Source organism: Paenibacillus sp. CB74 (assembly GCF_055687625.1).
In genome coordinates, this window is sequence record NZ_CM146009.1 from 1585850 (window position 1) to 1611851 (window position 26002).

The following is a 26002-nucleotide window of genomic DNA, read 5'->3' on the forward strand; positions in this document are numbered from 1 at the left end:
CACCTCCTTAGAACAGGGATACATCACTGACTTTGCGGGCAATCCGGTTGACCGTTAGCACCAAAATAAGCCCAATTACACTCTGGAACAGCCCCACAGCTGCCGCGTAACTCAGACGCCCTTCCCGGATACCCGAGTTAATGGCGTGCACGTCGAGTACACTTCCCATGCCAGCGGTCGCAGGTCCATTCAGAAGAAGTAGCTGCTCATAACCCGCGCTCATCAAGTTACCCACGGCGAGAATAAATAATATAATGGCGACATTACGGATACCCGGCAGGGTCACATGCCACACCTGTTGGAAACGCCCTGCACCATCGATCTTGGCAGCTTCATATTGCTGCTGGTCAATTCCGGCAATCGCAGCCATGAATATGATGGAGTTCCAGCCGATGTTCTTCCAAATATCCGATCCAACAATCATCTGATAGAACCAGGTGGGATTGTTCAGGAATTGGATTGGATCAGTTCCGAACGACCCCAGCAAATCATTCACTGGTCCACCGTATGGCGTGAGCAATCTCTGCATCAGGGTGACAACCACAATCCAGGATACAAAGTAGGGTAAATAGGAAAGTGTCTGAACGGTTTTCTTGAACCTGATCATGCGGATTTCATTTAAAAGAATGGCGAGAATGATTGGCATCGGAAAGCCGATTAACAGCTTCATGAGACTGATGATCACCGTGTTGCGGATGATATCACCAGATTGATAATAGTTAAAGAACTGTTGAAAGTACTTGAAACCTGCCCAAGGGCTCCCGGTAAAACCGCCAACGAAGGTATAGTCCCTGAAGGCAACCTGGATTCCATATAAGGGAACATAGGAGAATAAGAAAAACCAGATAATGCCAGGTAACATGAACAAGTAAAAGAGCTTATGCTTCCAGATGCGCTTCATTAACACACTGTTCTTAATCACATTCCCAACGCTCCTTTCTCTTAAACTAACCTTTCAATCGCAGCGAGATGATCTCGAATGGTGTAAAGGACAAAACTACGTCGGCTTGATCCTGAAGCTCCAGCGATGAAATGTTATTCTCCATGAGATCCACTTCCCAGACTTCTTCAACATCCCAACCGATAGACAGTTTCGTTTTAACCTGGGTTCCCGAGGTCTCATACAGACGGACGATAATGTCATTGCTGTCCTCGGCTTTTTTGATGGACTCCACCATGATGTGCGGATGATCCGGCTGCAGGAATGCTTTCGTGTAAGGTAGCTGTTCCTCTTCGACATCCATTGAAGGTGCAGACAAGGAACTCATGCGCAGCGGAATATTGAGCTCATTGCCTCTTCGATAGATTTCAGCCTGAATATGGTTCCCCTGATGCGGATATAACGAATAGGTGAATTGGTGCTCTGCACGATCCGCCAGCGGATCCGGGTAGGAACTGCTGCGCAGCAAATGAAGGTCAAGCACATTGTTAATGGCTCGATGCCCGTATTTGCAATCGTTGAGTAAGCCGACTCCGTAATCCGGTTCTGATATATCCACCCATTGGTGAGCGCATATCTCATCCTTGGCAAAGTCCCACATCGTATTGCGGTGAGTCGGCCTGCTCAGGCTGCCAAACTGGATTTCACAGTGTACCTGATCGGTACGAATCTGCACCGGGAACGAAGTGCGTAACATTTTACCGTTTTCCTGCCAATTCACGACCGTCTCAAAATCAATACGCCGACTGTCCTCAGTTAAAATAACGGTTTGGGTTAGAGACGATTCTCCGTAGCTGTAATCAAAAACCAGCCCAACTTTCGGACCATCCCGAAGCTCACGGATATCATTCAGAATTAATGGCATCCCCACTTGCGCTGAATAATCATGGCGGAAATCCCAGGCATCGCCTTCGTCATGATATACACGAAGATCGTTCCCCCGCTGTCCTTGCAGGATAACTTCACGTGCCTCCAGCTTATCCAGGATTGAGGTAATGCCGCCATTGGGGTCAAATTTCACGATGAGAATGTCATTCTCCATACTGTACTCCTTGGCTGTGTCACGGAAATCTGTTTCCAGCGCAGCAACATCCGTTTCAATACCCGTTGCGATCTCCCCCATGACCTCCTGATCTTCATGATTAAATACCACGGTGTAGCCCATGGATGGAACCTGCACCTTATGCCATCGTCCATGGAGGTGCAGCCACTCCTGACGTTCCCACGGTAGTGAGTTGAATACCACAGTTGAATTGGAGCTTTCCTTTTGGGAAGAGATATAATCTGTAATATAGCTGTAGGTTTCGGTGATCATGCCTTCCGTCTGCTGGAGCAATGCTTCATACCGTATTAACGACTCGTCATATACTCGCTTAATCGAAGATCCGGGGAGGATATCATGGAACTGGTACAGAAGCACTTCCTTCCAGATCGTCTCCAATGTTTCGGCCGGATAAGACTTGCCCATGCGTGAAGCCAGTACAGCAGCAAATTCCAGCTCGCGCAGAGCTTTCTCCATCTTGCGGTTATACCACTTGCTCCGTGCCTGACTGGTCAGGGTTCCTTGGTGCTTTTCGAGATACAACTCCCCACGCCAGGTCTGGAATCGCTCTCTTTCTTCATTCAATCGTTCAAAAAATTTCCAGGAAGGTTCCTGCACAACAGGTGCCAGACCGAGCAGGTTCTTCTCCCGCTCCAACCGTTCCAAATGCTCTTCTCCCGGCCCGCCGCCGCCGTCTCCAATCCCGAAGAGCATCAATGCGTGGCTGGAAACATTTCTGTCCAGATACTCCCGCTCTGCTTTGGCAATGGAACGTGGGGCGGCCGGACTGTTGTACGTATCCTCAGGTGGCATATGTGTTAACACCGAGGAACCGTCGATCCCTTCCCACAGAAAGGAATGGTGAGGATGGCGGTTGTACTCACTCCAGGAGAGCTTCTGGGTCATCATGTAATCTACACCGGATTTCTTCAACAACTGCGGCAAGCTTGCGGAGTAGCCAAATACATCTGGCATCCACAGCGACTTCATCTCCATTCCAAATTCCTGTTGGAAATAACGTTTGCCATACAGAATCTGGCGTACAAGAGATTCACCGCCTGGCACATTGGTATCCGATTCCACCCACATGGCTCCTTGCGGTTCCCATCTGCCTTCCTGCACCCGTTCCTTGATCTGGTCATACATCTTGGGATAGTGCTGCTTCATCCAATCGTATAGCTGAGGCTGACTCGCTCCGAACACATAATCGGGATAACGCTCCATCATGCGAAGCACCGTGGAGAATGTTCTTGCGCCTTTTCGGATCGTCTCACGGATCGGCCATAACCAGGCCAAATCAATATGTGCATGCCCAACCGCACTTATGTTCAGCACAGGATCGCCGCCACGACGTGATAATGGTTCGTTCAATAATAACTTGGCGCGATGTATGCGGTCAGGCGTTAATTCCGTCAATACTATGGAAGCGTCATACAGGGATTGAAGAATCCTTTCTCTGCGCGCCATGTTGACAGGAAGGTGTTCTGCCGTCTCCAGAAGCACTTCGGTATCGTAATACAAGCTTCGTATATCTTCATGACAAATCGCCAACATCGCTTCTTTTACCGTACCGCCCTGATACTTTCCAAATAAGTCGTTATTGCCGGCATCAGCCCACAGCTCGAATGCCCCGTCCGTCACCGTTATTGACGAATGGTCCAGTTCAACAACTCTTTTCCCAGGGAGACCCAGTGTGAATTCAAACTCTGAATTGATCGTTGTCAATCCCTGTACAGGCGTTCCTTCGTGGTCCACCAGACAGAGTTCGCCGTTCACGTCCAGCAGAAGAACAGCCTTGGCGTCACTACCGGACGGTGGAATGCTCCCTGTAAAACAAAACCAGGCACAATCCCATAACTTCCCCCAATGCTCGCCCTGTGAAAGAGTGATTTGCTGACCTGACATTCTTTCCTCGAATGGAACAGGCTCCGGGGTAACCCATGCCTTTACATTCAACTGGGCAATGGGCTCATATATGGCTTCACGGAGTTTGGACAGCATTTGATTCAGATGTCCGAGTCTAATCGGTTCATATGGCATAATAGTTGTGTTCTCTCCTCTCGTTCATCAAGTTTTCGCTTTTGCATTCTCATGATCCCACCTTACTTGAATCTCCACCTTGTTCTTGCTGCCATGCCCATAGTTCAGCAGTACGGTTTTCGATTTTGAATCCCATTTCCATTCGGCAAGCACAGTCTGGTGTTGATCTATACTGCAAACGGATATGGGTTCAAATGGGCAATAGAATCTGGCGGTGGCCTGCATGTTGGTCGGACCCTTGGCTACACATTGAAAACCTGTATTCGTTATCGTCAGATCTTCAATTCTGGAAGAGGCAGAGATCAGGCTCACCTTGTCTTGCTGTGGCCTTCCGGCCGTAATGTCGTATAACAGTGCTTGCTCACCAGGAGCCAACCTTACTTCTTGCCGAACATGCAGGTCAGGATCGAACAAGTCCACCACCGGACCTGGGATAATCAGTGGTTCTTCGGATATGGACTCTTCCAGGACAGAGGCTATGATGTAGGGCCCACGTTTAATTTTAAAATAATGCTTGGCTTCCCAACGGAAGTTGGTATCCTGTAGTCTCTCCCATGTTTCTTTCACAGTCTGGCGAAGTTGATCTGCACTCGCTTTACTTGACGCACATGCAGCCGGATGTACAGGAAGCCAATACACCGCCCCTTTGCCCACAGGATGAACCCCTTCCTGTTCTAACTTAAGCCCTAGCTCTTCAAACAAGTGCTCGCGTGGTGAGGGATATATGGTATTCGTGCTTTCCCTGCGCTGGTCATCATTCCACCAAGCCCGGATGTTGTGATAGGGGTCACTGTCGTCTCCCACATAAATCAATGCACCACCATCCTGTACCCATTGGGCCAGTGCATAATGGATATCGGAGTGCTCCAGCTTCATGTACTCATAACTCAACAGCAGAACACGATATGGAGCCAAGTAATGTGGATAGCGCCTCACATTATCAAGCTGGACGGGTCTCACAGGTATTCCGTGTTTAAGCAATGGCAGGGCAAGCCCATAGAATGGAGAGAAATCCAGCAGCTCCGTGTCGCCATCCTCTTGAAAACCTTCCGGATCTGTGCCGTCATACTTTCCTGCATTCGGTGCTTCCGGCTCAGGCTTCATGCGCTGAAACATCGCTGAGTCGGCAATCAATACACCAATGCGGGGAGATTCACCTTCTGTTTCGATATAATCTTGATCCATATTTCCAAGTGTGTGCATGACATGCAGCAATGTCGTTGCATAGTCAGGTGGAATCCGCTCTTTATGCGTGCCTTCATCGGAAGGATAAGTTCCTTTGAAAATTCTTCGCGGCCAAGGTGCGACCTCGTAATGGGAAACCCCGGGATGAAGCAGGGAAGCAGCAACGGTCTTCAGGTAGTTCTGTTTATAGTCGGCCCATGTATAATTCGGATTGTCCTCGATAGGGTCATGCAGAAACCACATTCGTCTGTCTGTACCCCGCACAAGCTCTTGCATGACACCATATTCCAAGTAAGCGGTTTCAAAAGTGCGTTCTTTGCGCACCCCTTCATACACGTTCGGTGTTCGTGATGTCCCGGTCCAGATTTGTGCAATATATCCATCTACAGAGGGAAGCTCTATCAATCGAGACTGCGGGCTAACAATGCGCCACTGCGTATAATTGATCAGGCTGTGGGTCGGAACGTAGAATCGCAAGATGCGATTGTAACGTTTCAGAGCGTAATCTTTCATCTCGGTACACAATCGGTCTAACACACGTGTGTATAAATACGCTTTCAATTTGGAAGCCCGAAACTGTGCATCGGGTGAGGAGTGAGGCGGACTCCAGGGTTCTTTGTAATATAACTGCCATTCTCTCTTAAACGATTCCGAGTACCCCCCATTTACCCAGAATTCAGGCTCCTCCAGATGGATCGCCTCTACGCCAGAATCAACAGCTGCACGGATGCGTTCAGCGATATATTTACCAAAGGAAACCGTTGGGACCATGTAAGGAATAATAGGTTCCTTCCCATGTACAATCATCTCGCCATCGCGATCCATCTGGGCTTCATCCCAGTGCGTTTCCCCGTCTATTTCCCCGTCCAGATAGTCGTTATAGGTCCCCCATGCTACTCCTGTCATTAAATGAACCACGTACCCTTTATCCTTCCATTCCTGGATACGTTGCGGCATCGTATCGTACATTCCATAGACCATGACAAAATCCGTTTGCAGATCATAATCAGGATGATAGGGTGCTGATTCCTGGAATCCGGTTCGTTCTTCTTTCCGATCTCTAACCACAGCTATGACCTCCCTGCCCCTGTTGGATTGGTCTTTCGTTGTAAATATTCACCATTTTACAAAATATAATATATATTAAGAATATATTCAATATGTTTTTATAAAAATAAAAAAGTCCTTTCCGTACATCTACGGAAAAGACTTAAATTTAAGCATTCATATATGATTAGGGACATCTTCCAGTCGTTTGACGAACGACAAGTTCAGGTTCAATCAGAATTTTGCTGAAGCCCGTAATCTCGCGGCTATTCCGAATGACTTCTAGAAGCTGGTTGCCTGCTCGGATTCCCATCTCTCTCTCAAATTGCTTTACATGTGTAAAAATACTGAATTCCTCCACGATGGAAGTGGGGTCATCAAAGCTTACAATCGATACATCTTCGGGAATGCGAAGACCGGCTTGCTTGGCCATTTGATAGATCTGAACCCCCAGCCTGCCATTCAGCGATATATAAGCAGTCACCATTTTGTTGCTGATATATCGGTACAACGGATGGGCTTCGGCGTCTTTCAGAACAGACAGCGGTTTGAAATCTGTAATCATATGTGCAGGGTTAATCAATGCTTCTTTATCCTTCAGTGCTTCAATATAACCATCAATCCGCTCCTGGACAGTGACGGTTTGCAATGGAGAATCCGAGCAGATCGCTATATCACGATGTCCAAGCTCCCATAGATGTTCAACGGCCAGCCTCACGCCCAACCTTCCATCAGCCGCAATGTAATGGGTTTCGACGCCAGGCAAATATCGGTCAATCAGTAAAAAAGGGAAGCCGGATAACTTCATGCCGAGAATCTCCTCGTTATAGTTACCTTCGTCCACAGGAAAGATTAACAGCCCCTCAGTTCCAAGTGCCTTTAACTCCCTGATCGCATCCTTTTCTTTCTCGATGTTGCCATGCGTCAGCATGATCATGCTGCGATAACCTTCCTGATTGAGTGACTGCTCGATCCCTTCGATGAGTCGAATCGCAAAGTAGTCATGAATCGTAGGCATGATCACCCCAATCATTCTTGTACTCGATCTGCCTCCCTTTACTGCCGGAGATTCAGAAAATGCGGTGTCTACTGCATCTGTGCCTTCCGCGACAAAGCTTCCTTTCCCCGGAACGCGTGCAATCAATTTCTCGTTAGCCAAGCCTGTCAGGGCATTCACAACTGTAATTTTGCTAACGTTAAATCGATCCATGAGTTCCTTCTCTGTCGGTATTCGATCACCCGGCTTCATATTTTCGGAAGCAATGAATTTGCGGATGTAGTCTTGAATTTGTTGGTACAACGGTATTCTATCATTCGTACTCATGATAATCACATCACCAATTCATTCATTATATTTTTATATATAAAATATATTTTTACACATATAAGTACAATAAACAACCGCATAATGCCTGTCAATCCTTCATTTCTTGACTCATCTTCTCTATTGGGGAGACAAACCATTTTTCTGGGCGCAGGATCATCAGGTGTTGATTCCCTACTCTCGTGTGGCCATAAACTAATCGTGCTTGGTGATCCCTTAGGGCACAAAAGCCTTATTGGTTCAGCGATTCAGGCATTCCAACATTAGAGTTGCAGTCCGCCCAGAATCAAAACTTCTGAATCGAATTTTGCTATGCGGCGTGGTGAAAAGTGGAGACGCCTACGATTTTTTTCGACGCGGCTATCCATTAAGACTTCCCGATCGCAGACTTAGGATTGAAACTCTTTTCCCCATACTCTTATAGAATCGATGATACTCGACAATTTATTTCCTTGTTCAGTGAGGGAGTATTCTACTTTGGGTGGCACAGTGTCATCTACTATCCTCTTCACAATTCCATCCGCCTCAAGTTCCCTGAGCTGTAAAGTCAACATCCGTTGTGTAATCCCTGGTATTAATCGTTTAAGTTCATTAAATCTGACCGATTTTTCGGATAAAATGTCGATAATGATTCCCTTCCATTTTCCTCCTATCATATGTAAAACCATTTCAACAGGACAAGCCTTTATAACCTCTTCACTGCAATCGCCATAATTTTTTAATCCATATCCCATATTGCCACTCCATTCATTAAGTTACAAAAATGTGCGTACTTATAAGTCTCAATCATTTCCACTATATTAACTATATCAAAAATGAAAGGAGATATATCATGGGTACAATGAGAGAATCTTAATGGCAGTCACAACTATAAGAATTAAATATATTTTCGTAGGTACAGGTTTTAGAAAACAGATTAGGGAGGCAATCTTATGAATAAATCCAAGATCGTATTAATTACAGGTGGCAATAAGGGTATTGGTTTTGAGACAGCAAGACAATTGGGAAACATGGGGTATGAGATTTTAATAGGAGCAAGAAGCGAAGAAAAAGGACAAGAGGCCGTAACGCACTTGGAAACGGAGAACATTAAAGCTAAAACGGTGGTTCTTGATGTCACAAAACCCAGCTCCATTCTCTCCGCAGTAGAATGGATTGAACAAGAATATGGATACCTTGATATCTTGATTAATAATGCAGGCGTGTTTTTTGAAGGCACCACATCTCCAAGTGAACTGGAACTGTCCGTTCTCAAGAATACTTATGAGACAAACGTTTTCGGCGTATTTTCTGTCACGAAAGCATTACTTCCCTTGCTCCAAAAATCTTCTGCCGGAAGAATCGTAAATCTTTCCAGCGGATTAGGTTCCTTAACTTTGAATTCAGATCCAACGTCGGAATTTTATAATGTGAATTCGCTCGCCTATAATAGTTCCAAAACGGCTGTAAATGCTTTAACTGTTTTCTTTGCTAAAGAATTAAGAGATACTCCTATTAAAATCAACTCGGTTTGCCCTGGATTTACAGCTACCGATTTAAATGGTAATAGTGGCTATCGCACAGTCGAACAAGCAGCTTCCAGTGTAGTTAAGCTCGCCACAATCAATAATGATGGTCCAACCGGTAGATTTTTTGATGAAAATGGAGTTGTGCCTTGGTAAACCATTTTACCCGAGCAATTTCTGAGTATTCCGTAAGTTACATGCAGTTTCCCAGTCCCATTCACCAGAGTAGCGGGAGTAGACTCTCTGTGTAGTCAACGGCTATAAGGGTCAAATTCATGTGCCTGACCAAGGACATGAACTTGACCCTTTAAATTGAAAAAAACGCGCCTAGAGCGGGTTTGTATCGGAATGATCTTAGTGGTCAAACCCTCAATCCCTCCACCCGCATAGCAGGTGGTTTTTGTTTCGCGCGTTTCACGCACTCAACTAGCTAAAGCCATAATAAAAGCCTGGGCGGCATACACTCAGACCTTTCACTTGGTTCTGCTTTACCATCCGATAGCCGCACCATCGCAGCGGGGGTCTGTGCCCCCGAGCAGGAAACCATTGTCATCGATCATAATGGCATGCGCATGTCCCATGACTCTAGCAAACTCTTCAACTGTGTTTACCTTGTGTCCGGCTAGCTTTAAACGCTGCTGCACTTCTGCCGCGATTCGGCCCTCCACTCTCAATTCTTGTGTTGCCTCTCCCCACGTTCTTCCCCACACCCAGCGGGGTTCACGCACAGCGGTCTGGGGAGTCATACCATAGTCCACCATGCGAGTCAGCAGCGCGGTCTGAGTCTGGGGCTGACCTTCTCCTCCCTGGGTACCGTACAAAATATATGGCTTCCCATTACGGCAAGCCATCGCCGGCATCAGCGTATGAAAGGTTCTTTTGTCCGGTTCCAGCCTGTTCACATGCGACGGATCAAGGGAGAAGAATGAGCCTCGGTTCTGCAGCAATATACCGGTGTCTCCCCCAACCACAGCCGAGCCGAATTCAAAATAGAGACTTTGGATAAATGACACAGCATTCCCCTCGCTGTCTACTACTGCCGCATATGCCGTATCATGACCTACCGGCTGGGTATCCATGGGCAGAGCTCGCTCCATATCGATGCAGGCCGCCAGCTTCGCAGCATAGGATTTGGATAGCAGTCGGTCCAACGGAATGGAGGAAAATTGTGGGTCTGTCAAATAACGATCACGGTCACGGAAGCTCAGCTTCAGCGCCTCCACGAGCAAGTGATAGTACTCATAGGAACCGTGCTCTATATTCTCCAAATCAAACTGTTCTATAATTTGAAGCGCCATTATACCGGTAAAGCCCTGTGAATTCGGTGGGACTTGATAAAGATCAAGCCCTCGGTAACTCCCTTTGATCGGCTCCACCCATTCACCTCTGTGTCTCGCAAAGTCCTCCAGTGTCAGTAGACCTCCCTGCTCCTTAAGTGAGCGAACAATCTCCTGACCAACACTGCCTGAATAAAATACATCACGACCTTGATCCGCAACCTGGAGCAGGCTGCTTCCCAAAGCAGACTGCACAAAGCGGCTGCCTTGCTCCGGAACCTTGCCTCCAGGCAGATAGATGGCGGCAGTCTGTGGATAAGCTGCCAGCACATCGAAACGCTCAGCCGTATTGACATGCTGGTCCGGCGATAGCGGGAAGCCTTCCAGCGCATAACGGATCGCGGGCTCAAGCACCTCCGCCAGCGTCTTCGAGCCATATTCCTGTAATATGGCATCCCAACCGTCCACCATACCCGGCACGGTAATGACGCTTCGGGGTCCCCGCTGCGGGATGGCTGATTCGCCGGCAAAGCAGGCCGCGGTAATCCGACTGCCCGAACGTCCACTCGCGTTATATGCCCTGACCTTTCTCTCTTCGGTGCTATAGGTCAGCCAGAAGGAATCACCTCCCAGCCCCGTCATATGGGGGTATACGACGGCAAGACAGGCGCTCACCGCCACGGCGGCATCAAAGGCGTTACCTCCCTGCTGCAAAATACGCGATCCTGCCGCGCTGGCCAAAGAGTGAGGACTGACTACCATCGTCTGTGTGCCTGTGACTTGTGGAACCATCTTGCCACCTTCTTTCTCTTCTATGTTCAACTGAGGGTAATTCCTGTTTGTTGCTAATCATGTTACCAGTTCAGACGCGAATGCCTGAGCGGTATGCAAAGCAGACTGCCATCTGCCGGAGGCATACACCCAGCGACTCATTTTTGTACCTGATAACAGCTGCGTCACATCCGAAGCATCCGTGACAACAAAGTTGCACTCATGCCCTTCTTCTATTCCATACTCGTCGCAGCCCGTGATTCCAGCAGGTATATCCGTGATCATCCGCAGCAGCTGTACGAAATCCCGTTCACTGCCCATATGGGCAGCATATGATGTGATTTGTGCAATCTGTATCAGATCCCCGCGACCGAACGGATGGAATGGGTCTTGAATATTGTCGGAGGCAGCAGCAAGCGGAATGCCTTCTGCAAGCAGCTCGCGAATGCGTGTTGTGCCCCGTCTTACCAGGCCGCGATCTTCCCGTCCTTGAAGATACAGGTTCACCGCAGGCAGCGTTACCGCGTTCAGACCGGCTTCCTTCATCTTCGCCATCACATACTGTGCATCTTTTTCCGTCATTGCGGACAATGAGCACAGATGATCTGCCGTCACTCTGCCCTGATAACCGTAGCGAATCGTATGCTCAGCGATGCTCAGCACGGTTTTTTTTCCGGGATGATCACTTTCATCAGCATGCAGATCAATGGGTACACCGAAACGTTCTGCTATACGAAAAATCCTGCTAATCTCTCCTTCAGAGTCATCTGCCAGATGAGGGGCTCCGCCAAGTACATCAATTCCCATCCGCAGTGCTTCCTCGATGGCCTCATCCGCAGCTTCATGATTGCCACGGAACGGAACCATGAGCGCATATTGGATAGCCATATTACCCTTCAACTTCTCCCGTACTTCCAAGGCTGCCTCAATTGTCCGAAAGGCCACCTCTCTCCCCAAATGAACAGGGAAGTCGAGGTGGCTCCTTATGGTCGTGGTCCCGTAGCTCAGTGCCATTCTGGCAGCCGTCAGCATGCGTTCCGCTAACTGCTCCTTGCTGAATGTCTGTACAGCCTGGCTGTAATTAAGAATAGCTTCATGAAGTGTACCGGATCGATTCGACACCTGCTCAAGCGAGAAGGCCTTATCCAGATGCATATGACAGTCAACCAGGCCAGGAAGCATCATGCCGCCCTGCAGATCGATGCAATCTGCGTCTGCGAGCCGTTTCAGATCCGATCCAGCCTGATGCGGGACCATCAGACGGGAAGCGCCGCTTTCCCATGCATCAAGGAAATCATCTTGCCGACGGATGCTAACCCATTTTCCAACCTCCGCCTTTAGTTCATAAAGACCAAGGTCTTTCCGGTGCGGAAGGCATACATTAATGAAACGCAGCCCTGCACTCATTGTGCGGTAGCCAGCGCCTGAAGCACGGCCAGATCCTCCTCGTCAAGCTCGGTGGCCGGACCCGCTTTGATCATATCCGAGAACATTTCGTCCGGTACCATGGTCGTCAGACAATACAGACGTGTGCTGCCCGTGTTAATAATATCGTGATGGTTGCCCGGTGGAATGATAATGAACGAGCCTTGGCGGATCGGAGTCTCATACTCGCTGCCAACTTTGGCTAGCCCCTCCCCTTTTAACACATAAAAATATTCATAAGCTTCCCGGTGTTCATTGGATGGAGTTCTGCCTCCAACCTCGAAGATCTCCACAAATGAAGTGAAAGGAACCTGCTCCCTGTCGCACAGCAGGATGAACTTATTCGTATCCTGTGCGGAAATTTTGTGGACGGGACAATTCTCAAAGTTACCAGCAACCAGACCTGGAATGTTCACCATATACATTCAACCTCACTTTGATTGATTTTAATTTATGCTTCGCTTTTTATCTTTTTACCGGTAGCCTCAAACAGGATATGTCCTGTTCTGTACTGCGAACAGCTGTGGTAGCAATTTTCAACCCACCTGTTCCCGTGCTGTTCATCTCGTCTCTAACACCGTTTGGATGCCGGGCGAATAACGGGAAGGCGCTGCCTGTCAACTCAAGCCGGACATACGAGCCAGCCGGAAGGGTGGCCGCCAAGGGACGCAGCCGGATCTGCGCTGTTCTCCATTCATTGGAAGCATCTGCTCCTTCACTGCAGATTTCCGTGCGACCCACACTCAGTAGCCGGGCCGTTCCTTTCTCGGATACGGTGGTGAGGATGGCTACCAGATCCGTCGGCCCCCCTAATGTTTGGTACTGCACGGATAACTCCGGGGACCCAAAAATCGGGATATCCTCTGCAAGCGGCCCTCCCGTATATACCAGAATTTCTTGCCGTTCCTGAATGGCAGCTCGGTCCGACGGCAGGTAAGAGTCCAGGCGCATCGGCAGACGTGAGTCGTACACGAATACATCCGGCACAGCTTCCTCTACATCTTCCTTATGCTTTTCGAGTCTCCCCCCTCCTGCCGCACCATTCGCCGGGGTCTGTGACCCGGACAGATAAAACCATTTGGACGAAGAGGCCCCATCCTTAAATTGCGAAGGTAGCTGTTCCGCCGTATGCCATTCATGACTCAATTGGTCAAAATATCGGATCGGCAGTTCACCAGACAGTTCCATGTCTTCCTTGCCCTTCAGCCAATAATCAAACCAGCGCAGCTGCTCCAGATGATGACCACCATCCGCCTGCTCGCCATGATCGATTCCGCCCGCTCTTCGCCCCCATGGAATATGGGCCCACGGGCCGACAATGAGCCGATGAAAGCAATCCGGTGTGGCCGTAGCTTGCAGAGCTTCGAACGACTGTAACGTGCCCATGAGGAAACCGTCATACCATCCCCCAATATGAAGCGCCGGCACGGGTTCCTTTACGATATCGTTGATCCAGTTCATCTGCTCCCAGTACTCATCGTACGCTTGATGATCGATCCAATCATAAAATGCGGGAAAGTATTGCTCCAGAATTGGATGTCTTTCATTCAATGGCATTTTCCAAAGCATCTCATCGGGGCTGCGCATGAGTCGTGAGCATTGCTCTGCCGTTTCGAAGTCACCCGCTCTTTGTGCCGTGTCACGAGCCAGTTGGAAAGCCCACGGCAGATGGTTGCCAAGTGCGAAGGAGCCATGTGGATAAAACAAGCCATGATACATGTCTGCCGGACACATGCTCGGTGCAATCGCCTTGAGCGCAGGCGGGTGAAGGGAAGCTGCTGCCCATTGTGTTAGCCCTTGATAAGAGAAACCGTACATGCCTACGTTCCCGGTCGAGCCGGACAGACTGGCTGCCCATTCGATGGTATCAAATCCGTCCTCTGCTTCTTGAACAAACGGATTAAATTCGCCTTCCGACTCGCCCCGCCCTCTGACATCCTGGATTACCACGATATATCCCTTACTTGCATACCAGACGGGGTGGGCATGCGTAACGGTAGAAGCAATCGACCGTCCGTAGGGCTGGCGCATCAGCAGCACAGGATATTCTCCTGTCTCGTCCGGCAGGTATATATCTGAATACAACGTTATGCCGTCGCGCATCGTGCAAGGGACCTTTCGGCGGATGACTACATTTCCAAATTTCATGCAACTCGCTCCTTTGCTGTAGATACGGATTGACTAGTAAAATCCGCATGTCACGTTAACTGCTGCAGGCTGCGCCATTCTTCCGTCACCCGTTGATCAGATACCGCTAACTGCCGAACGCTTTAATTTCTCCTGATTCAAAATTCCCTTCGGGTCATTGCGATGTTTGATTTCCCACAAACGATCATGGGCGTACGATCGCCCGCCTTCCTTCAAATCCCATGTATGCGGATTGTTGACGATAACGCGGTTTTTCTCGTAACATTCCATCAGCTGATTCAGGTTTTCCTCCGTTGTGAAGGGAACCAGCGGCAAGCCGGAGATCAGCAAATTTCCGTTTTGCCGGGCAAACTCGATATGATTCATTACTTCTGGATATTCCTTTTTCATTGATGAGATTTGCTCAAGGGCACTAGAGGGGTCAAAATTGAGCTGCAGGTAAGTCAAGTCAGGATCTGCCTTGCGCGCCCACAAAGTTGTATGATTCCATGTGAAATCGGAGACACCTACACCTTTGTGATACTGTTCGGCAGAGACCTTCATAGCCAAGAGCCCTCCATACTCCGATAGGATACGTTCAAGCTGGGATTCGTTGGCTGTGTCCACTTCCAGTAATGCGACAGCATGGTCAGCGGGGAGATCAAGCGGAAGAAAATAGGATGGTACCGGCCATTCATGGATGGAAATTAGCCTTTTCACCAAGGAAGTGTCCTCAGCTACCGACTGTCCGAAGCGAAAAGCCTGTTCAAAACGGTCAAAGGTCACTGCCCACTGCATCCATTCCACTCGGGGAGCCAGATTGATTTCCACTTCGGACAAAATGCCGATTGTACCGTAAGTATGCAGGTAAGGCAGCACTTCGTCCCCCTGGAGCTCAATGGTACGGGGATGAACCTCAACGGTCATGATTTTTAGTGATCGTACCAACCCATCCCAGATCGTCCCCCAGCTGATCGAACCGATGCCGCCAAAACCGCCGCATAAAAAACCGCCGATCGTCGCGGATTGAAAGGTGGAAGGCATCGTACGCAGCTCGTAACCTGCCTTGCGGGCAGTAGATTCCATTTTGCCGAGTCTGGCCCCGGCCTGGATCCGCATCGTGCCTTCTCCCATTTCGAGCACCTTGTTGTATTTGGCCAGATTCAGGACGATTCCGCCTGTGACCGGAACGCATTGGCCATAGTTGCCGGTGCCGTTCCCCCTGATGGTCAGCGGAACTCCCACCTCTGCTGCTATGGAGAGCAGATCGTCAAGTTCTTTCTCGGTGCGCGGACTGGCGATGCACTCGGCGACCTTACCCTGTAGCTGACTGGCCAGCACAGGAGAGAAGTGATGATAATCCATCGAATATTTGGCAAGCGCTGCCTCCTCCCACTGCAGCAATTCCGGATCCATGCGTTCTTTCAATACGGCTATCCAATGTTCATTCATTCGGTTCCCCTCCCGTATGTTGTAATACTGATCTCCATAGGAATCTCTTAGGAATTCGGCAAGAACTCATCCGTAAATACTTTGCTGACATCAGGCTCCTCTTTCAATGCCCCAATCTCCTTTAGCTGCTTTCCGAGCTCCGTCCAGCGTTCCTCTGTCATGTAGCCAACACCATGTGTCGCCGCATCACCTTCATATACAAACGGGATAAGTGCTTCTGCGGCATAGTTCAGCTTTTCTTTCGTAAAATCAGGGTTTTCCTTTAAAATGACGTCATTCACGGTATCATAATTGGTCTTGTAATAATCCCAGCCCTTCATCGAAGCCTCGACATAACCACGCACAATATCAGGATGATCCTGGATATACTGCTCCGTGGTGAACAGCACATTGGAATAAGGGTTATAACCGGCATCCGCCAGTAGCAGGAAATCAATGTCTACATTCTGCTGCTTCATCTCGTACGGCTCACTGGTTACATATCCCTGAATGGCAACCGTTTCATCGGCTACAAAAGGAGCCAAAGAACCGGTATAAGCCAATTCCTTCACGTTACCCAATTGGTATTTACTCTTCACAAAATCCCAAAACACCGAGCCTATCCCCACGTATACGGAGCGGTTGTTCAAATCGGCCAGGGAGGACATGTTCTGATTGGCATGAACCATAAGTCCCTGCGGGCTTTTCTGAAATATCGTCGCAATCGCTACAAGAGGGATTCCTTCTTCACGAGCGACCAGCAATTGATCCGCTGTTGCCAGTCCGAACTGCGCCTTGCCTGAAGCCACAATCTGTGTTGGAGACACCTGCGGCCCACCTGCCTGGATGGTCATATCGAGACCAGCCTCATTGTAATATCCTTGTTCCTTTGCCGCATACAGACCCCCGTGCTCTGCTTGTGCAAACCAGTTCGTCACCTGTGTAATTGCCGTGAGTGCCTCACTTCCCCCTGCAGCAGAGGCATTCTCAGCCGTTGGCTGATTCCCGCAAGCCGCCAGCAATGTGGATAAGGAAAATATTGCTGCGAGTAAAACGACAGTTCCCTTTTGTCTGTACTTGTTCATCTCATTACCACTCCCCAAGGAAATTTACTGATGATTTATACGACTTCTCCTACCGGATTTCGAAGCGTCATAAAGCCACTGATTCTACACTCGGCCACATCTCCTTGCTGAATCCGGACGGACCCGGGTGTACCTGTCATGATCACATCACCCGGATAGAGAGTCATCATCTGTGAAAAATACGAGACAATGAACCATGGATGATACATCATGCGAGACACCGTATTGCTATGAATAACCTCATCATTCAACATCGTTTCAACGACGAGGCTCTGCAGATCACTTATTTCATCAGGTGTTATTAGTTGTGGTCCAAGACTGAAAAATGTATCGAAAACCTTGGATCGCTGCAGGAATCTCGGGTTCCGTGCGTGAATGTCCTGGTTAGTCATATCCAGCGTTGCGGCAAAACCTGCAATGACCTCCTGCGCACGTTCTTCCGGCACATTTTTGCAGGTTCGGCCGATGATAATGCCAAGTTCTGCTTCTGATGTCACATTCACATCCTGTGCCGTCAGCTGGATATACTCTTCCGGCCCGATCAGGCTTGAGTCCGGCTTCATAAAGCAGACTGGCTCACGCTCTGGAGGAGTGGATGCGAGATCGATTGCTTTTTGCACATAATTCATGCCAATTCCCCATATTTTACGAGGGTGGCGGAAGAGAGGGGCAGCTATGGCTTCTTTTGAAGGTATGAAAGGTATTGATGAAACTGCTCTATCCCCGTTCTTCTGATACCACTGGATTAGCTCCTCTAGCTGGCCTTGCTGCAAAATCTCCATAACGGAGGTGCCCCATGAGCTTCCTTCCGCCCTATTGATCTCCTCCAGAAGAAAGAATCGTTCCGCATGTTCAATCGCGGCCTGTTCACCATCGCCGTGTTTCAGACTGACGAGCTTCACAGGGTGCTTCCTGCTGGCTGCTGAACCGGTTCAGTCCCGCGGACATCGGTGATTTCAAAATCACACAGTTCCTCCAGCGCCTCTGACAAAATCGTTGAGATTCTATCCTGAATAATGCTGCCTTTCTCAGGCGTGGCCGTCGTAGCATCACCAGCAATGCCGGTAGCGGAGATATCAGCCATCTTCCAGGCGAAACGAATTTTCCCTTCTAATGTAAGAAAGCGGTAAGAGGACATATCAGGAAGTTCTTTGACGAGGAACTCCTTGTCCACCCAGTCCGGTTTGATGGACATCACGAGAGAGGTCTCATAATCACCACCATGAATACCGTATTCCAGCTCCTCGGAAGACAGGAGATCCTCTGCCACATTCAGACTGCCGGGACTGAGATAGAAAACCATCATCCCCGTTCTGATCCGTATTTCTCGTGATACCGTATTTAGCAAATCCGCGTTGCCGCCATGGGTGTTAAACAACAGTAACTTGCGAAAACCACTAGCCTTCAGACTTTCTGCAATGTCCAGCATGATGGCATGCAGTGTGCTTGCAGATAAGGAAATCGTGCCCGGAAGTCCGATATGTTCATTGCTTTTGCCATACGAGACCGGAGGCAGCAGCCAGATCTCCTTATCCGCCCGCACCCGCTCCAGCGTTTGTGATAATGTCGCTTCCCCAATCAAAGTGTCCGTATATACAGGCAGATGGGGGCCATGCTGCTCCACAGCTCCGACTGGGAGAATAATCAGCGCCTTATCCTTCGGCAGTTCTTGGACCTGTTTGCTTGTCAGACGGGGCAAAAACCGTTCCTCCCACGCTGTTCCTTCATATCGTTGAAACATAACAGACACCCTTTCTCCTGCGGCTTTATTGTTTTTACGCGTAGCTTCATGTCCATATATCGAATGATGTTCTTATCCTTTTACTTCAGAATGTACTGCTGAAAGAAAGGATGTGGCCCATTCCAGCAGACGTTGATCTTGTCCCGGACCGGCAATGATCGAAATACCGACCGGGCAGCCCAGTACCTCCGCAGCCGGAATCGTAAGCTGCGGCAGACCCGACAAGCCGGAAATGCAGGTTAAACGCATCGTTTTCACTCTTCGTTCTTCAATTAAAGGCCCGCCCAAGCCCAGCTTCGGGGCCGCTCCAGTCGTCGTCGGAATCACAAGCACCGTATCCGTTCTGAGTAGGTCAGCCATGTGCTTGCACACCTCAACCCGGCGTTTGGCTGCCTTCTCCTGATCGGCACGTTCAATGGTGCTTGCCCAGGAGAATCGCCCGGCCGTATCTGGTCCGAAGGTCGGCTGCTCACGTTCAATCCAGGCCCCGTGCTCCTGCCATATTTCATAACCCTGGATCGTCCTGAACATGGTCATCCATTCAGGTAGACCCTGCGGGGCGATGCGAACAGTTTCATGGCTCGCAGCCATGCCGCAAAGCAACTTCAGGTAAGGGGTAAGCGCCTCTTTGCTCTCTGTGTCAGCAAGCTCCCACGCATCCTCACCGATGAGCACCCGGCTGAAGCCTGTACCCGAGTCTGTCTGCGGCAAAAGCACTTCTCCTACCCGGCACAGCGTTTCGAGATCACGTGCCATCCAGCCGACGGTGTCGAAGCTGGGAGCGAGTGGGATAACGCCTTTCGCGGAGACAAGGCCATGCGATGGACGCATTCCATAAATTCCACAGTACGAAGATGGAACACGGACCGATCCTCCCGTGTCCGTTCCAAGGGAGAAGTCAGCAAGCCCAGCGGCGACGGCAACCGCCGATCCGCTCGATGAACCGCCAGGGATGCGATCGGGAGCCCTTGGATTCACTGGTGTTCCATAATGAACATTTTCACCATTCAAGCTGAACATCAGCTCATCCGTATGCGTCATGCCCGTTAGCCTTGCTCCTTGCTGCAATAACAGGTTGAGCGTTTCCGCGTGTTCCGCCTCGGGTCCATGCGTCTGGAGCCAACACGGATTACCCGCGCCATTTGTATTGCCACGGACGGCATATACATCCTTGACCATAAAGCTGAGTCCGTTCAGCCTACCCTGACCTGTCGGTTCAACGATCACCTGGTTGACAGTGGTGTTCCATTGGTCCTTCATTGCTTCATCCCATCCTTCCGTTCAGCCTTCTAACGATGCCAGCTCTTCCGAGGTATTTCTCTCTATAGGAGTCGCTCCCTCGCTCAGCTCTTGTACCAACCAGGTGGAATCCGTAACGAAGCCATAACATTGCTTGATATTGTACAATGTCGCTTCTATGCAGAAATCCGGGGAGCTTGTTGCCGAGCAATCCTCCAGAAGTATGCCGTCATATCCGAGACAAGCCGCGTCCTGCAGAGTATGCATGACACACTGATCGAGATTTACTCCGGCAAACAACACCGTTTGAATATTGAGATTGCGTAGAATACTGTCCAGTGGTGTATCCCAAAACCCGCTCATGCGATATTTATCCACATAGATATCATCGGGGGACGAATCCAGACCATCGACAATTGCCGTTCCCCAACTGCCTTTCTCCAGCACCTTGGAGCCGTTCCCCGGCAGCGGGTCCCCGATGCCGTTGCCCCGACCATCCGAATTGTAGACATGGAGCACGGATGGCGGCACGTTCATTCGGTCTTCCCGGTTGCCCCAGTTCACCCATATCACAGGCACTCCCGCTTTGCGCAGCTCGGGCATCAGTCGGTTCAGCCGGCTGACCGGATTAAGGAGCGGAGAGGTATCGACCCCAATGGAATCCAGCCATCCACCAGGTGTACAGAAATCATTCTGCATATCGATGACAATAAGTGCCGTATGCTCGAGATCAAATATGACTTCCTGCGGCTGTGCAGGGAGGGTTACTGACTTGCCGTACTTTTGCGTTCGCCTTAGATCCACCAGCGTTTCGGACACTTGCCAATAGCTCTTTCGATTTCCAAGTTTGAACATATTAAGTCCCCTCATTTTTTCTGAAATTTCTGATTTGAAGCTTCAAATACGTTTGGTTCAGGTTTATGGCCTCATCAGATACTCCGTTGTAAACGCCTGGGTAACATCTAGTGCCTTCGTTAATCCTCCGCCCTTGATCATCTGATCCTGCAGGGTGCTCCAGCGTTCCTTTGTCATGTAACCAATACCATTTGCTTCGGAATCCTTGTTAAGAATAAATGGTTTTTCCTGCACTGCCTCATAATTCATTGCTTCTACCGTCATATCGGGATTGTAGGTTTGAATTAACGGGTTTACCTTTTCATAGTTGTCTAGATAATAGCTCCAACCTTTCTGACTTGCCTGCACCACAGCTTCAACAACATCAGGGTGCTCTTTAAGGTAATCTTCCGTCGTAAAAAGAACGTCTGCATAGTTCGCATAACCGGAATCGGCGATTTTCAGATAATCCACCTCAACCCCCTGCTGAGAAAGTGCGTAAGGCTCATTCGTGATGTAACCCTGATTGAGCGAACTGGGGTCATTGATAAAATTGACCAGCTGCCCGTTATACTTCATTTCTTTTACATCTGTCAGATTGTATTGGCTCTTGATATATTCCCAATAAGGCACCGCTGTACCGATGTATACGGTTTTGCCGTTCAGGTCTGTGAAATCCTGAATGTTCTCCCCCTTGTGGTACATCAGAACCTGCGGTGTGCTTTGGAAACCGGCAAGGATACCGACAACAGGGATTCCCTGTTCCCGCGCCTTCAGAATTTCATCCGCATACGAGATACCGAATTCAGCTTTGCCTGCAGCGACAAGCTGCATGGTTGACACCTCGGGGCCTCCTGGCTGAATCGTCATGTCTATGCCCTTGTCCTTATAAAAGTTCTGCTGCAATGCCGCAAAATAGCCTCCATCTTCCCCTTTGGCGTACCAGCCCTCGATCAGTTTCACCTGCTTCAAATCTGTTCCCGCTTCCCCTCCCGCCGAGGCGGCGGATTCTAGAGCGGAGGAATTGGAGCATGCGTTTAGAAGCAGTAGGATCAAAGAAGCAGTCGACAGCAGCCATTTCTTGTAACGAAAGTTCATATGATGTTTGGACATGTTGGATCTTCTCCCCCGGTTCTGGTATCATTTCATTGCTGATTCATGCCAGGACTTCAAAAGTTTGTTCGACACCATGTTGATGATCAGGAAAAATGCGATGCCTAGGGCGGATGCCGCTAAACCGCAGGCGAACAGATAAGGCGTTTGCAGGCGGGTTGCCGCAACGGTAATCCCGTAACCGAGTCCGCCTTGTCCGCCACCAATGCCTGCAATGTATTCACCCACGATCGCTCCGACAACCGAACTGGAGCATGAAATTTTCAGTCCTGCCATAATGTACGGAAGTGCCGCCGGAAATCTCAGCCTCCAAATGGTTTGCAGCTTGCTTGCATTATACAAATAGAATAAATTTTTCATGTTCTGATCCGTTGAATTCAATCCGATCAGCGTATTCGATAAAATCGGGAAAAAGCTGATTAAGAATGAAATGATCACAATGGCATTTATTCCCGCTCCGAACCAGATCACTATGATTGGCGCTACCGCAACGACCGGAATAGTCTGTAGGATAATAGCGTAGGGATATACGCTTTTTTCCACTGTTTTGGACAGAGCCAGTAGTATGGCCAATGAAATACCGAGCACTACACTGATCGTAAAACCAATCAACGCCTCCACAATGGTTGTGCTTACCGACGTAATCAGATTCGCGCTGTTCTCAGCAGCGGCTGCGGCAATATCGGATGGCTTGGGCAAGATATATGGGGGCATTCCGAGTATCCGCACGATTAATTCCCATCCACCGATAAACAGGACAAACACGACGATTGGCGGCAGAATTTTTTTCAGCAGTCCAATGAATGGGCTCTCTTCTGCCGGATGATGGCTGCGGGCATTCTCCTTCCCAGAAGCTCGGATACCTGGTGTCGTTTCAACGGCTGGATTAGCTACCATCTCTTCCATGTTGCTTCCCTCTCCTCTCATTTCTGGCTATCAATGATTCAGTACATTGGACACGCTGCGTACATATTCACCGAATTCAGGTTGCGTCCGGAATTCATCATCCCTCGGATAGGCAAACGGAATATCAATGAAATCCGAAATTTTACCGGGACGAGGCGTCATCACCACGACTTTTGTTGATAGAAACACACTTTCGAACACGTTATGCGTAATGAACAGAACCGACATCTTCTTATCCTGTTCCCAAATATTTAGCAGTTCATTCTGCAGCGTCTGCCGGGTAATTTCATCAAGGGCGCCAAACGGTTCGTCCATTAACAGCAACTTGGGACGAGATATCAACGCTCGTGCAATAGATACTCTCATCTTCATTCCGCCTGACAACTCGCGGGGCAGCACCTTCATATAATCCTTCAGGCCTACCAGCTCTAGAACACGCTCCCCTTCGGTAATTCGCTCCTTTTTGGATACGCCACGCAAAGTAAGAGGCATGGTGACATTATCAATCAGCTTGGCCCACGGGAGCAGGGTATGCTCCTGAAATACAAAGGCAATTTCATTCTGTTTACGTGCTTCCTTTGGAGAAGTACCCAGCACGGTCAGATGACCGGAGGTCGGTTCCGTCAAACCGGCAATCATATTGAAAATGGTAGATTTCCCGCAACCGGAAGGACCGACAAAACATAGAAATTCTCCTTCCCCCACATGCAGATTCGCATGCTGCACAGCTACAGTGCCATTGGGGTAGATTTTGCCGACATCATCGATTACAAGCATGGAAAGACTGTCCTTTTGGGCCGCTGCCTGTTGATTTTGGGTGAGCTGCATCTGAATCCCCTCTTCTCTTTGAAGTTGTGTCCTATCATATAGCCAAAAAATATACGTGTAAATAATCCTGACACAATTTTGGTTTTTTATCTAACGGTATACGCTTTACGTTGGTTCAAAAACAGAACAATTGATGTTTTGGGTTAACTTATATCACATATATATAACAAAAGGGATTGCGAAAATTCGACAAGCCCCTATATAATTGCTTAAAAAGTCACGTGATGTCCGGTACCTGATTCAGATATGTATCGTTTAGGAGGATGGATTGACATGCAATTAACGATAGAAGATGCGTTGGCGGTGTACCCGTTATCGGAAGGCAAGTTGGCAGCCGGTAAAAAAGGAATTTCTCGAACGATTAGCTCCATCAATTTGATGGATGCACCGGATGTGATCAACTGGATGAAGGAAGGGGAACTCTTGTTGACTACAGCGTATGCGATTAGGGATTCACCCGAGGAGTTTGTTAATTTGCTGCAAAAGCTGAATGAACGTGGGGCCTCCGGACTTGGCATCAAGCTTGGTCGATACTGGGCGGAAATACCAGAGATAGCCCTGCTTGAAGCTGATCGGCTGGGCTTGCCCCTAATTGAGCTGCCTTTCCAATTCACCTTCTCCGAGCAGATCACCGCTCTCTACCAATCCGAGTTTCAACGTGATACCCGCCGGCTGAATGAATTGCTTGAAACGCAGAAGAAGCTGGTTGATTTTGCGATGCAGGCGGATGAGTACACCAATTATTTTCAAAGTATCACAAGCATTTTAGGGGTTCCTTTAGCCATCGTTACCTCTGAAGGACAGACCTTGTATAATATGACCCGCTGTTCCGATATGGAGTTGTTAAGCGATTGGCCTTGGAATCAGGACAATCGGTTTTATAAGTCGGCGAGCAACCTGCTGTATCGGGTACCCCTACTGAAAAACGGAAAGTCATACGGTTACTTGCTGATACAAACTGAAAATCTGCTGGAAGCACATGAAATGGAGGGCATTTTTCACCAAGCTGCCGTGATTCTTTCCTATCATCTGGAGGTCATCCAGAATCAGGAGGCTACTGCGGCAGGCAGTCGTCTTGGCACGGCCATGGAACGTTACTTAAAGGGGAACGCCTCTCTGAAAACGGTGCTCGAATTTGCCGAAGCATTGGGAAGCGCATTTTGGAGCACGCCCTACGTATGCATGGTATCTTCCTCAAGAGCGGATGCATGGGACCATGAAAGTCAGAGGCGCAAACTGAGGGAGATTCATAATAGGCTTCAGGATCATCCCAAAACGTCCTCCTTGGAATCCCATCATTTTTATGTGATGAATCGCATATATTCACTCTTCCCCCTTCTAGAAGAAGAGGCCAAGGATCGAAGGAAGTATGAGGATTCGGTACGTTTATATGCGGATTTGATGCATTCATGGGACCACGGAACAAGGACATGTTTTATCAGTAAAGTAAGAACGGGAATGGAGGAGTTCATCGATGGCTTCCGGGAGTGCGGGGATGCTGAGAGAATCAGTACGGAGCTTGGTTTAAGTGAACCGATTGTCATGTTTGCTGACCTGGAATTTATTTATCTCTTCAAACATATTCCACAGGAGGTCATGATCAGGTATTGCTCTTATTTATTCCGTCCTCTACTGGACAAAGAAGAGGAATACACCAGCGAGATGATGCACACACTTGAAGCCTATTTCGCCAACAACGGTCAAGTGAATGAAACTGCACGTGAGTTATATATCCATCGCAACACCGTACTGTACAGACTGGAGAAAATTTCGGGGCTGCTGAATCTGGATTTAAAGAATACCGATCATCTGCTGCTCTTAAAGCTGGGACTTATGTTTAGGCATTTAATGTCTTCCGAGAGACAAATTTTTCAAAAAAAGGTCTAGGGTATACCTAGGAACCTCAATTTCTTTGCTTTATATCTAACGTCCGCCATGCAACAAGCATTCTAGGATGAGATATGAGCCTCAGTGATCCAAAAACGTACCCATACAATTGCCATAGCTAACAAAATTGATCCAATCACAGTATTGGAACTTTTGGATATCAATCAGCAATGACTGGAGGTCGCGCAGACTTCGCCAAAGTAAATCATTTCGAGGTAAATTCCTTCTTCTATTTTTATTTTCTTCATACTGTAC

Annotated in this window: 20 protein-coding genes; 2 read left to right on the plus strand and 18 right to left on the minus strand. The window is 48.8% G+C overall.

Annotated features, from left to right (window positions below; translation table 11 throughout):
* Nucleotides 1-7 precede the first annotated feature (7 nt).
* The 5 genes from ACX9NY_RS07240 to ACX9NY_RS07260 all read right to left on the minus strand — a co-directional run bounded on the left by ACX9NY_RS07240 (nucleotide 8) and on the right by ACX9NY_RS07260 (nucleotide 8312).
* A complete protein-coding gene (locus ACX9NY_RS07240; protein ID WP_472477832.1) occupies nucleotides 8-922 on the minus strand; it encodes an ABC transporter permease in 915 nt (304 codons plus the stop codon).
* Between the two features lie 25 nt (nucleotides 923-947).
* Complete coding sequence (locus ACX9NY_RS07245; protein WP_472477834.1) at nucleotides 948-4022, minus strand: alpha-mannosidase; 3075 nt, start codon at nucleotides 4020-4022, stop codon at nucleotides 948-950.
* A gap of 27 nt (nucleotides 4023-4049) precedes the next feature.
* Nucleotides 4050-6275 carry a hypothetical protein gene (locus tag ACX9NY_RS07250; RefSeq protein WP_472477836.1) on the minus strand — a complete coding sequence of 742 codons (2226 nt, stop codon included), beginning with the start codon at nucleotides 6273-6275 and terminating at the stop codon, nucleotides 4050-4052.
* 166 nt (nucleotides 6276-6441) lie between these two features.
* Entirely contained in the window at nucleotides 6442-7578 is a 1137-nt protein-coding gene (locus ACX9NY_RS07255) for a GntR family transcriptional regulator (RefSeq protein WP_472477838.1), read from the minus strand.
* Nucleotides 7579-7967: 389 nt separating this feature from the next.
* Nucleotides 7968-8312, minus strand: coding sequence for a winged helix-turn-helix transcriptional regulator (locus tag ACX9NY_RS07260; RefSeq protein ID WP_307534208.1), 345 nt, complete (start codon nucleotides 8310-8312; stop codon nucleotides 7968-7970).
* Nucleotides 8313-8510: 198 nt separating this feature from the next.
* On the opposite strand from ACX9NY_RS07260, the gene ACX9NY_RS07265 reads away from it, so the two are divergent.
* Nucleotides 8511-9239, plus strand: a complete 729-nt coding sequence (locus ACX9NY_RS07265; RefSeq protein ID WP_339255545.1) for an SDR family oxidoreductase — start codon at nucleotides 8511-8513, stop codon at nucleotides 9237-9239.
* Nucleotides 9240-9571: 332 nt separating this feature from the next.
* Here the strand turns inward: ACX9NY_RS07265 and ggt are convergent, their stop codons facing one another.
* The 13 genes from ggt to ACX9NY_RS07330 all read right to left on the minus strand — a co-directional run bounded on the left by ggt (nucleotide 9572) and on the right by ACX9NY_RS07330 (nucleotide 23860).
* Nucleotides 9572-11152 (minus strand): gamma-glutamyltransferase, encoded by a 1581-nt coding sequence (gene ggt / locus ACX9NY_RS07270; protein WP_472479232.1) that lies wholly within the window; start codon nucleotides 11150-11152, stop codon nucleotides 9572-9574.
* Nucleotides 11153-11209: 57 nt separating this feature from the next.
* Nucleotides 11210-12538, minus strand: a complete 1329-nt coding sequence (locus ACX9NY_RS07275) for an amidohydrolase family protein (protein ID WP_472477841.1) — start codon at nucleotides 12536-12538, stop codon at nucleotides 11210-11212.
* Complete coding sequence (locus ACX9NY_RS07280) at nucleotides 12535-12975, minus strand: cupin domain-containing protein (RefSeq protein WP_192267689.1); 441 nt, start codon at nucleotides 12973-12975, stop codon at nucleotides 12535-12537. The genes ACX9NY_RS07275 and ACX9NY_RS07280 overlap by 4 nt, the downstream gene beginning before the upstream one ends.
* 46 nt (nucleotides 12976-13021) lie before the next feature.
* Entirely contained in the window at nucleotides 13022-14704 is a 1683-nt protein-coding gene (locus ACX9NY_RS07285) for a CocE/NonD family hydrolase (protein WP_472477844.1), read from the minus strand.
* Nucleotides 14705-14800: 96 nt separating this feature from the next.
* Entirely contained in the window at nucleotides 14801-16135 is a 1335-nt protein-coding gene (locus tag ACX9NY_RS07290) for an FAD-binding oxidoreductase (protein WP_472477846.1), read from the minus strand.
* A gap of 47 nt (nucleotides 16136-16182) precedes the next feature.
* The gene (locus tag ACX9NY_RS07295) at nucleotides 16183-17199 is read right to left on the minus strand and encodes an ABC transporter substrate-binding protein (RefSeq protein WP_472477848.1); all 1017 of its coding nucleotides are present in this window, start codon (nucleotides 17197-17199) and stop codon (nucleotides 16183-16185) included.
* A 35-nt stretch (nucleotides 17200-17234) separates the two neighbouring features.
* Nucleotides 17235-18101, minus strand: coding sequence for a fumarylacetoacetate hydrolase family protein (locus tag ACX9NY_RS07300; protein ID WP_472477850.1), 867 nt, complete (start codon nucleotides 18099-18101; stop codon nucleotides 17235-17237).
* Nucleotides 18098-18940 (minus strand): creatininase family protein, encoded by an 843-nt coding sequence (locus tag ACX9NY_RS07305; RefSeq protein WP_472477852.1) that lies wholly within the window; start codon nucleotides 18938-18940, stop codon nucleotides 18098-18100. The genes ACX9NY_RS07300 and ACX9NY_RS07305 overlap by 4 nt, the downstream gene beginning before the upstream one ends.
* A gap of 72 nt (nucleotides 18941-19012) precedes the next feature.
* A complete protein-coding gene (locus ACX9NY_RS07310; protein WP_472477854.1) occupies nucleotides 19013-20200 on the minus strand; it encodes an amidase in 1188 nt (395 codons plus the stop codon).
* Between the two features lie 21 nt (nucleotides 20201-20221).
* Nucleotides 20222-21034, minus strand: coding sequence for a cysteine hydrolase family protein (locus tag ACX9NY_RS07315; protein WP_472477856.1), 813 nt, complete (start codon nucleotides 21032-21034; stop codon nucleotides 20222-20224).
* A gap of 63 nt (nucleotides 21035-21097) precedes the next feature.
* Nucleotides 21098-22126 carry an ABC transporter substrate-binding protein gene (locus ACX9NY_RS07320; RefSeq protein ID WP_472477858.1) on the minus strand — a complete coding sequence of 343 codons (1029 nt, stop codon included), beginning with the start codon at nucleotides 22124-22126 and terminating at the stop codon, nucleotides 21098-21100.
* A gap of 27 nt (nucleotides 22127-22153) precedes the next feature.
* Nucleotides 22154-23032, minus strand: coding sequence for an ABC transporter permease (locus ACX9NY_RS07325; protein WP_472477860.1), 879 nt, complete (start codon nucleotides 23030-23032; stop codon nucleotides 22154-22156).
* Between the two features lie 30 nt (nucleotides 23033-23062).
* Nucleotides 23063-23860 carry an ABC transporter ATP-binding protein gene (locus ACX9NY_RS07330; protein ID WP_342570068.1) on the minus strand — a complete coding sequence of 266 codons (798 nt, stop codon included), beginning with the start codon at nucleotides 23858-23860 and terminating at the stop codon, nucleotides 23063-23065.
* A gap of 273 nt (nucleotides 23861-24133) precedes the next feature.
* Here ACX9NY_RS07330 and ACX9NY_RS07335 point away from each other — a divergent pair, with 273 nt between their 5' ends.
* A complete protein-coding gene (locus tag ACX9NY_RS07335) occupies nucleotides 24134-25747 on the plus strand; it encodes a PucR family transcriptional regulator (RefSeq protein ID WP_472477862.1) in 1614 nt (537 codons plus the stop codon).
* Nucleotides 25748-26002: the final 255 nt, after the last annotated feature.

Bases quoted from the DNA above. Each gene is read 5' to 3' on its own strand.
- ACX9NY_RS07245 (WP_472477834.1), bottom strand. From the start codon at position 4,022: ATGCCATATGAACCGATTAGACTCGGACATCTGAATCAAATGCTGTCC.
- ACX9NY_RS07255 (WP_472477838.1), bottom strand. From the start codon at position 7,578: ATGAGTACGAATGATAGAATACCGTTGTACCAACAAATTCAAGACTAC.
- ACX9NY_RS07260 (WP_307534208.1), bottom strand. From the start codon at position 8,312: ATGGGATATGGATTAAAAAATTATGGCGATTGCAGTGAAGAGGTTATA.
- ACX9NY_RS07265 (WP_339255545.1), top strand. From the start codon at position 8,511: ATGAATAAATCCAAGATCGTATTAATTACAGGTGGCAATAAGGGTATT.
- ggt (WP_472479232.1), bottom strand. From the start codon at position 11,152: ATGGTTCCACAAGTCACAGGCACACAGACGATGGTAGTCAGTCCTCAC.
- ACX9NY_RS07275 (WP_472477841.1), bottom strand. From the start codon at position 12,538: ATGAGTGCAGGGCTGCGTTTCATTAATGTATGCCTTCCGCACCGGAAA.
- ACX9NY_RS07280 (WP_192267689.1), bottom strand. From the start codon at position 12,975: ATGGTGAACATTCCAGGTCTGGTTGCTGGTAACTTTGAGAATTGTCCC.
- ACX9NY_RS07285 (WP_472477844.1), bottom strand. From the start codon at position 14,704: ATGAAATTTGGAAATGTAGTCATCCGCCGAAAGGTCCCTTGCACGATG.
- ACX9NY_RS07290 (WP_472477846.1), bottom strand. From the start codon at position 16,135: ATGAATGAACATTGGATAGCCGTATTGAAAGAACGCATGGATCCGGAA.
- ACX9NY_RS07295 (WP_472477848.1), bottom strand. From the start codon at position 17,199: ATGAACAAGTACAGACAAAAGGGAACTGTCGTTTTACTCGCAGCAATA.
- ACX9NY_RS07305 (WP_472477852.1), bottom strand. From the start codon at position 18,940: ATGTTTCAACGATATGAAGGAACAGCGTGGGAGGAACGGTTTTTGCCC.
- ACX9NY_RS07310 (WP_472477854.1), bottom strand. From the start codon at position 20,200: ATGAAGGACCAATGGAACACCACTGTCAACCAGGTGATCGTTGAACCG.
- ACX9NY_RS07315 (WP_472477856.1), bottom strand. From the start codon at position 21,034: ATGTTCAAACTTGGAAATCGAAAGAGCTATTGGCAAGTGTCCGAAACG.
- ACX9NY_RS07320 (WP_472477858.1), bottom strand. From the start codon at position 22,126: ATGTCCAAACATCATATGAACTTTCGTTACAAGAAATGGCTGCTGTCG.
- ACX9NY_RS07325 (WP_472477860.1), bottom strand. From the start codon at position 23,032: ATGGAAGAGATGGTAGCTAATCCAGCCGTTGAAACGACACCAGGTATC.
- ACX9NY_RS07330 (WP_342570068.1), bottom strand. From the start codon at position 23,860: ATGCAGCTCACCCAAAATCAACAGGCAGCGGCCCAAAAGGACAGTCTT.
- ACX9NY_RS07335 (WP_472477862.1), top strand. From the start codon at position 24,134: ATGCAATTAACGATAGAAGATGCGTTGGCGGTGTACCCGTTATCGGAA.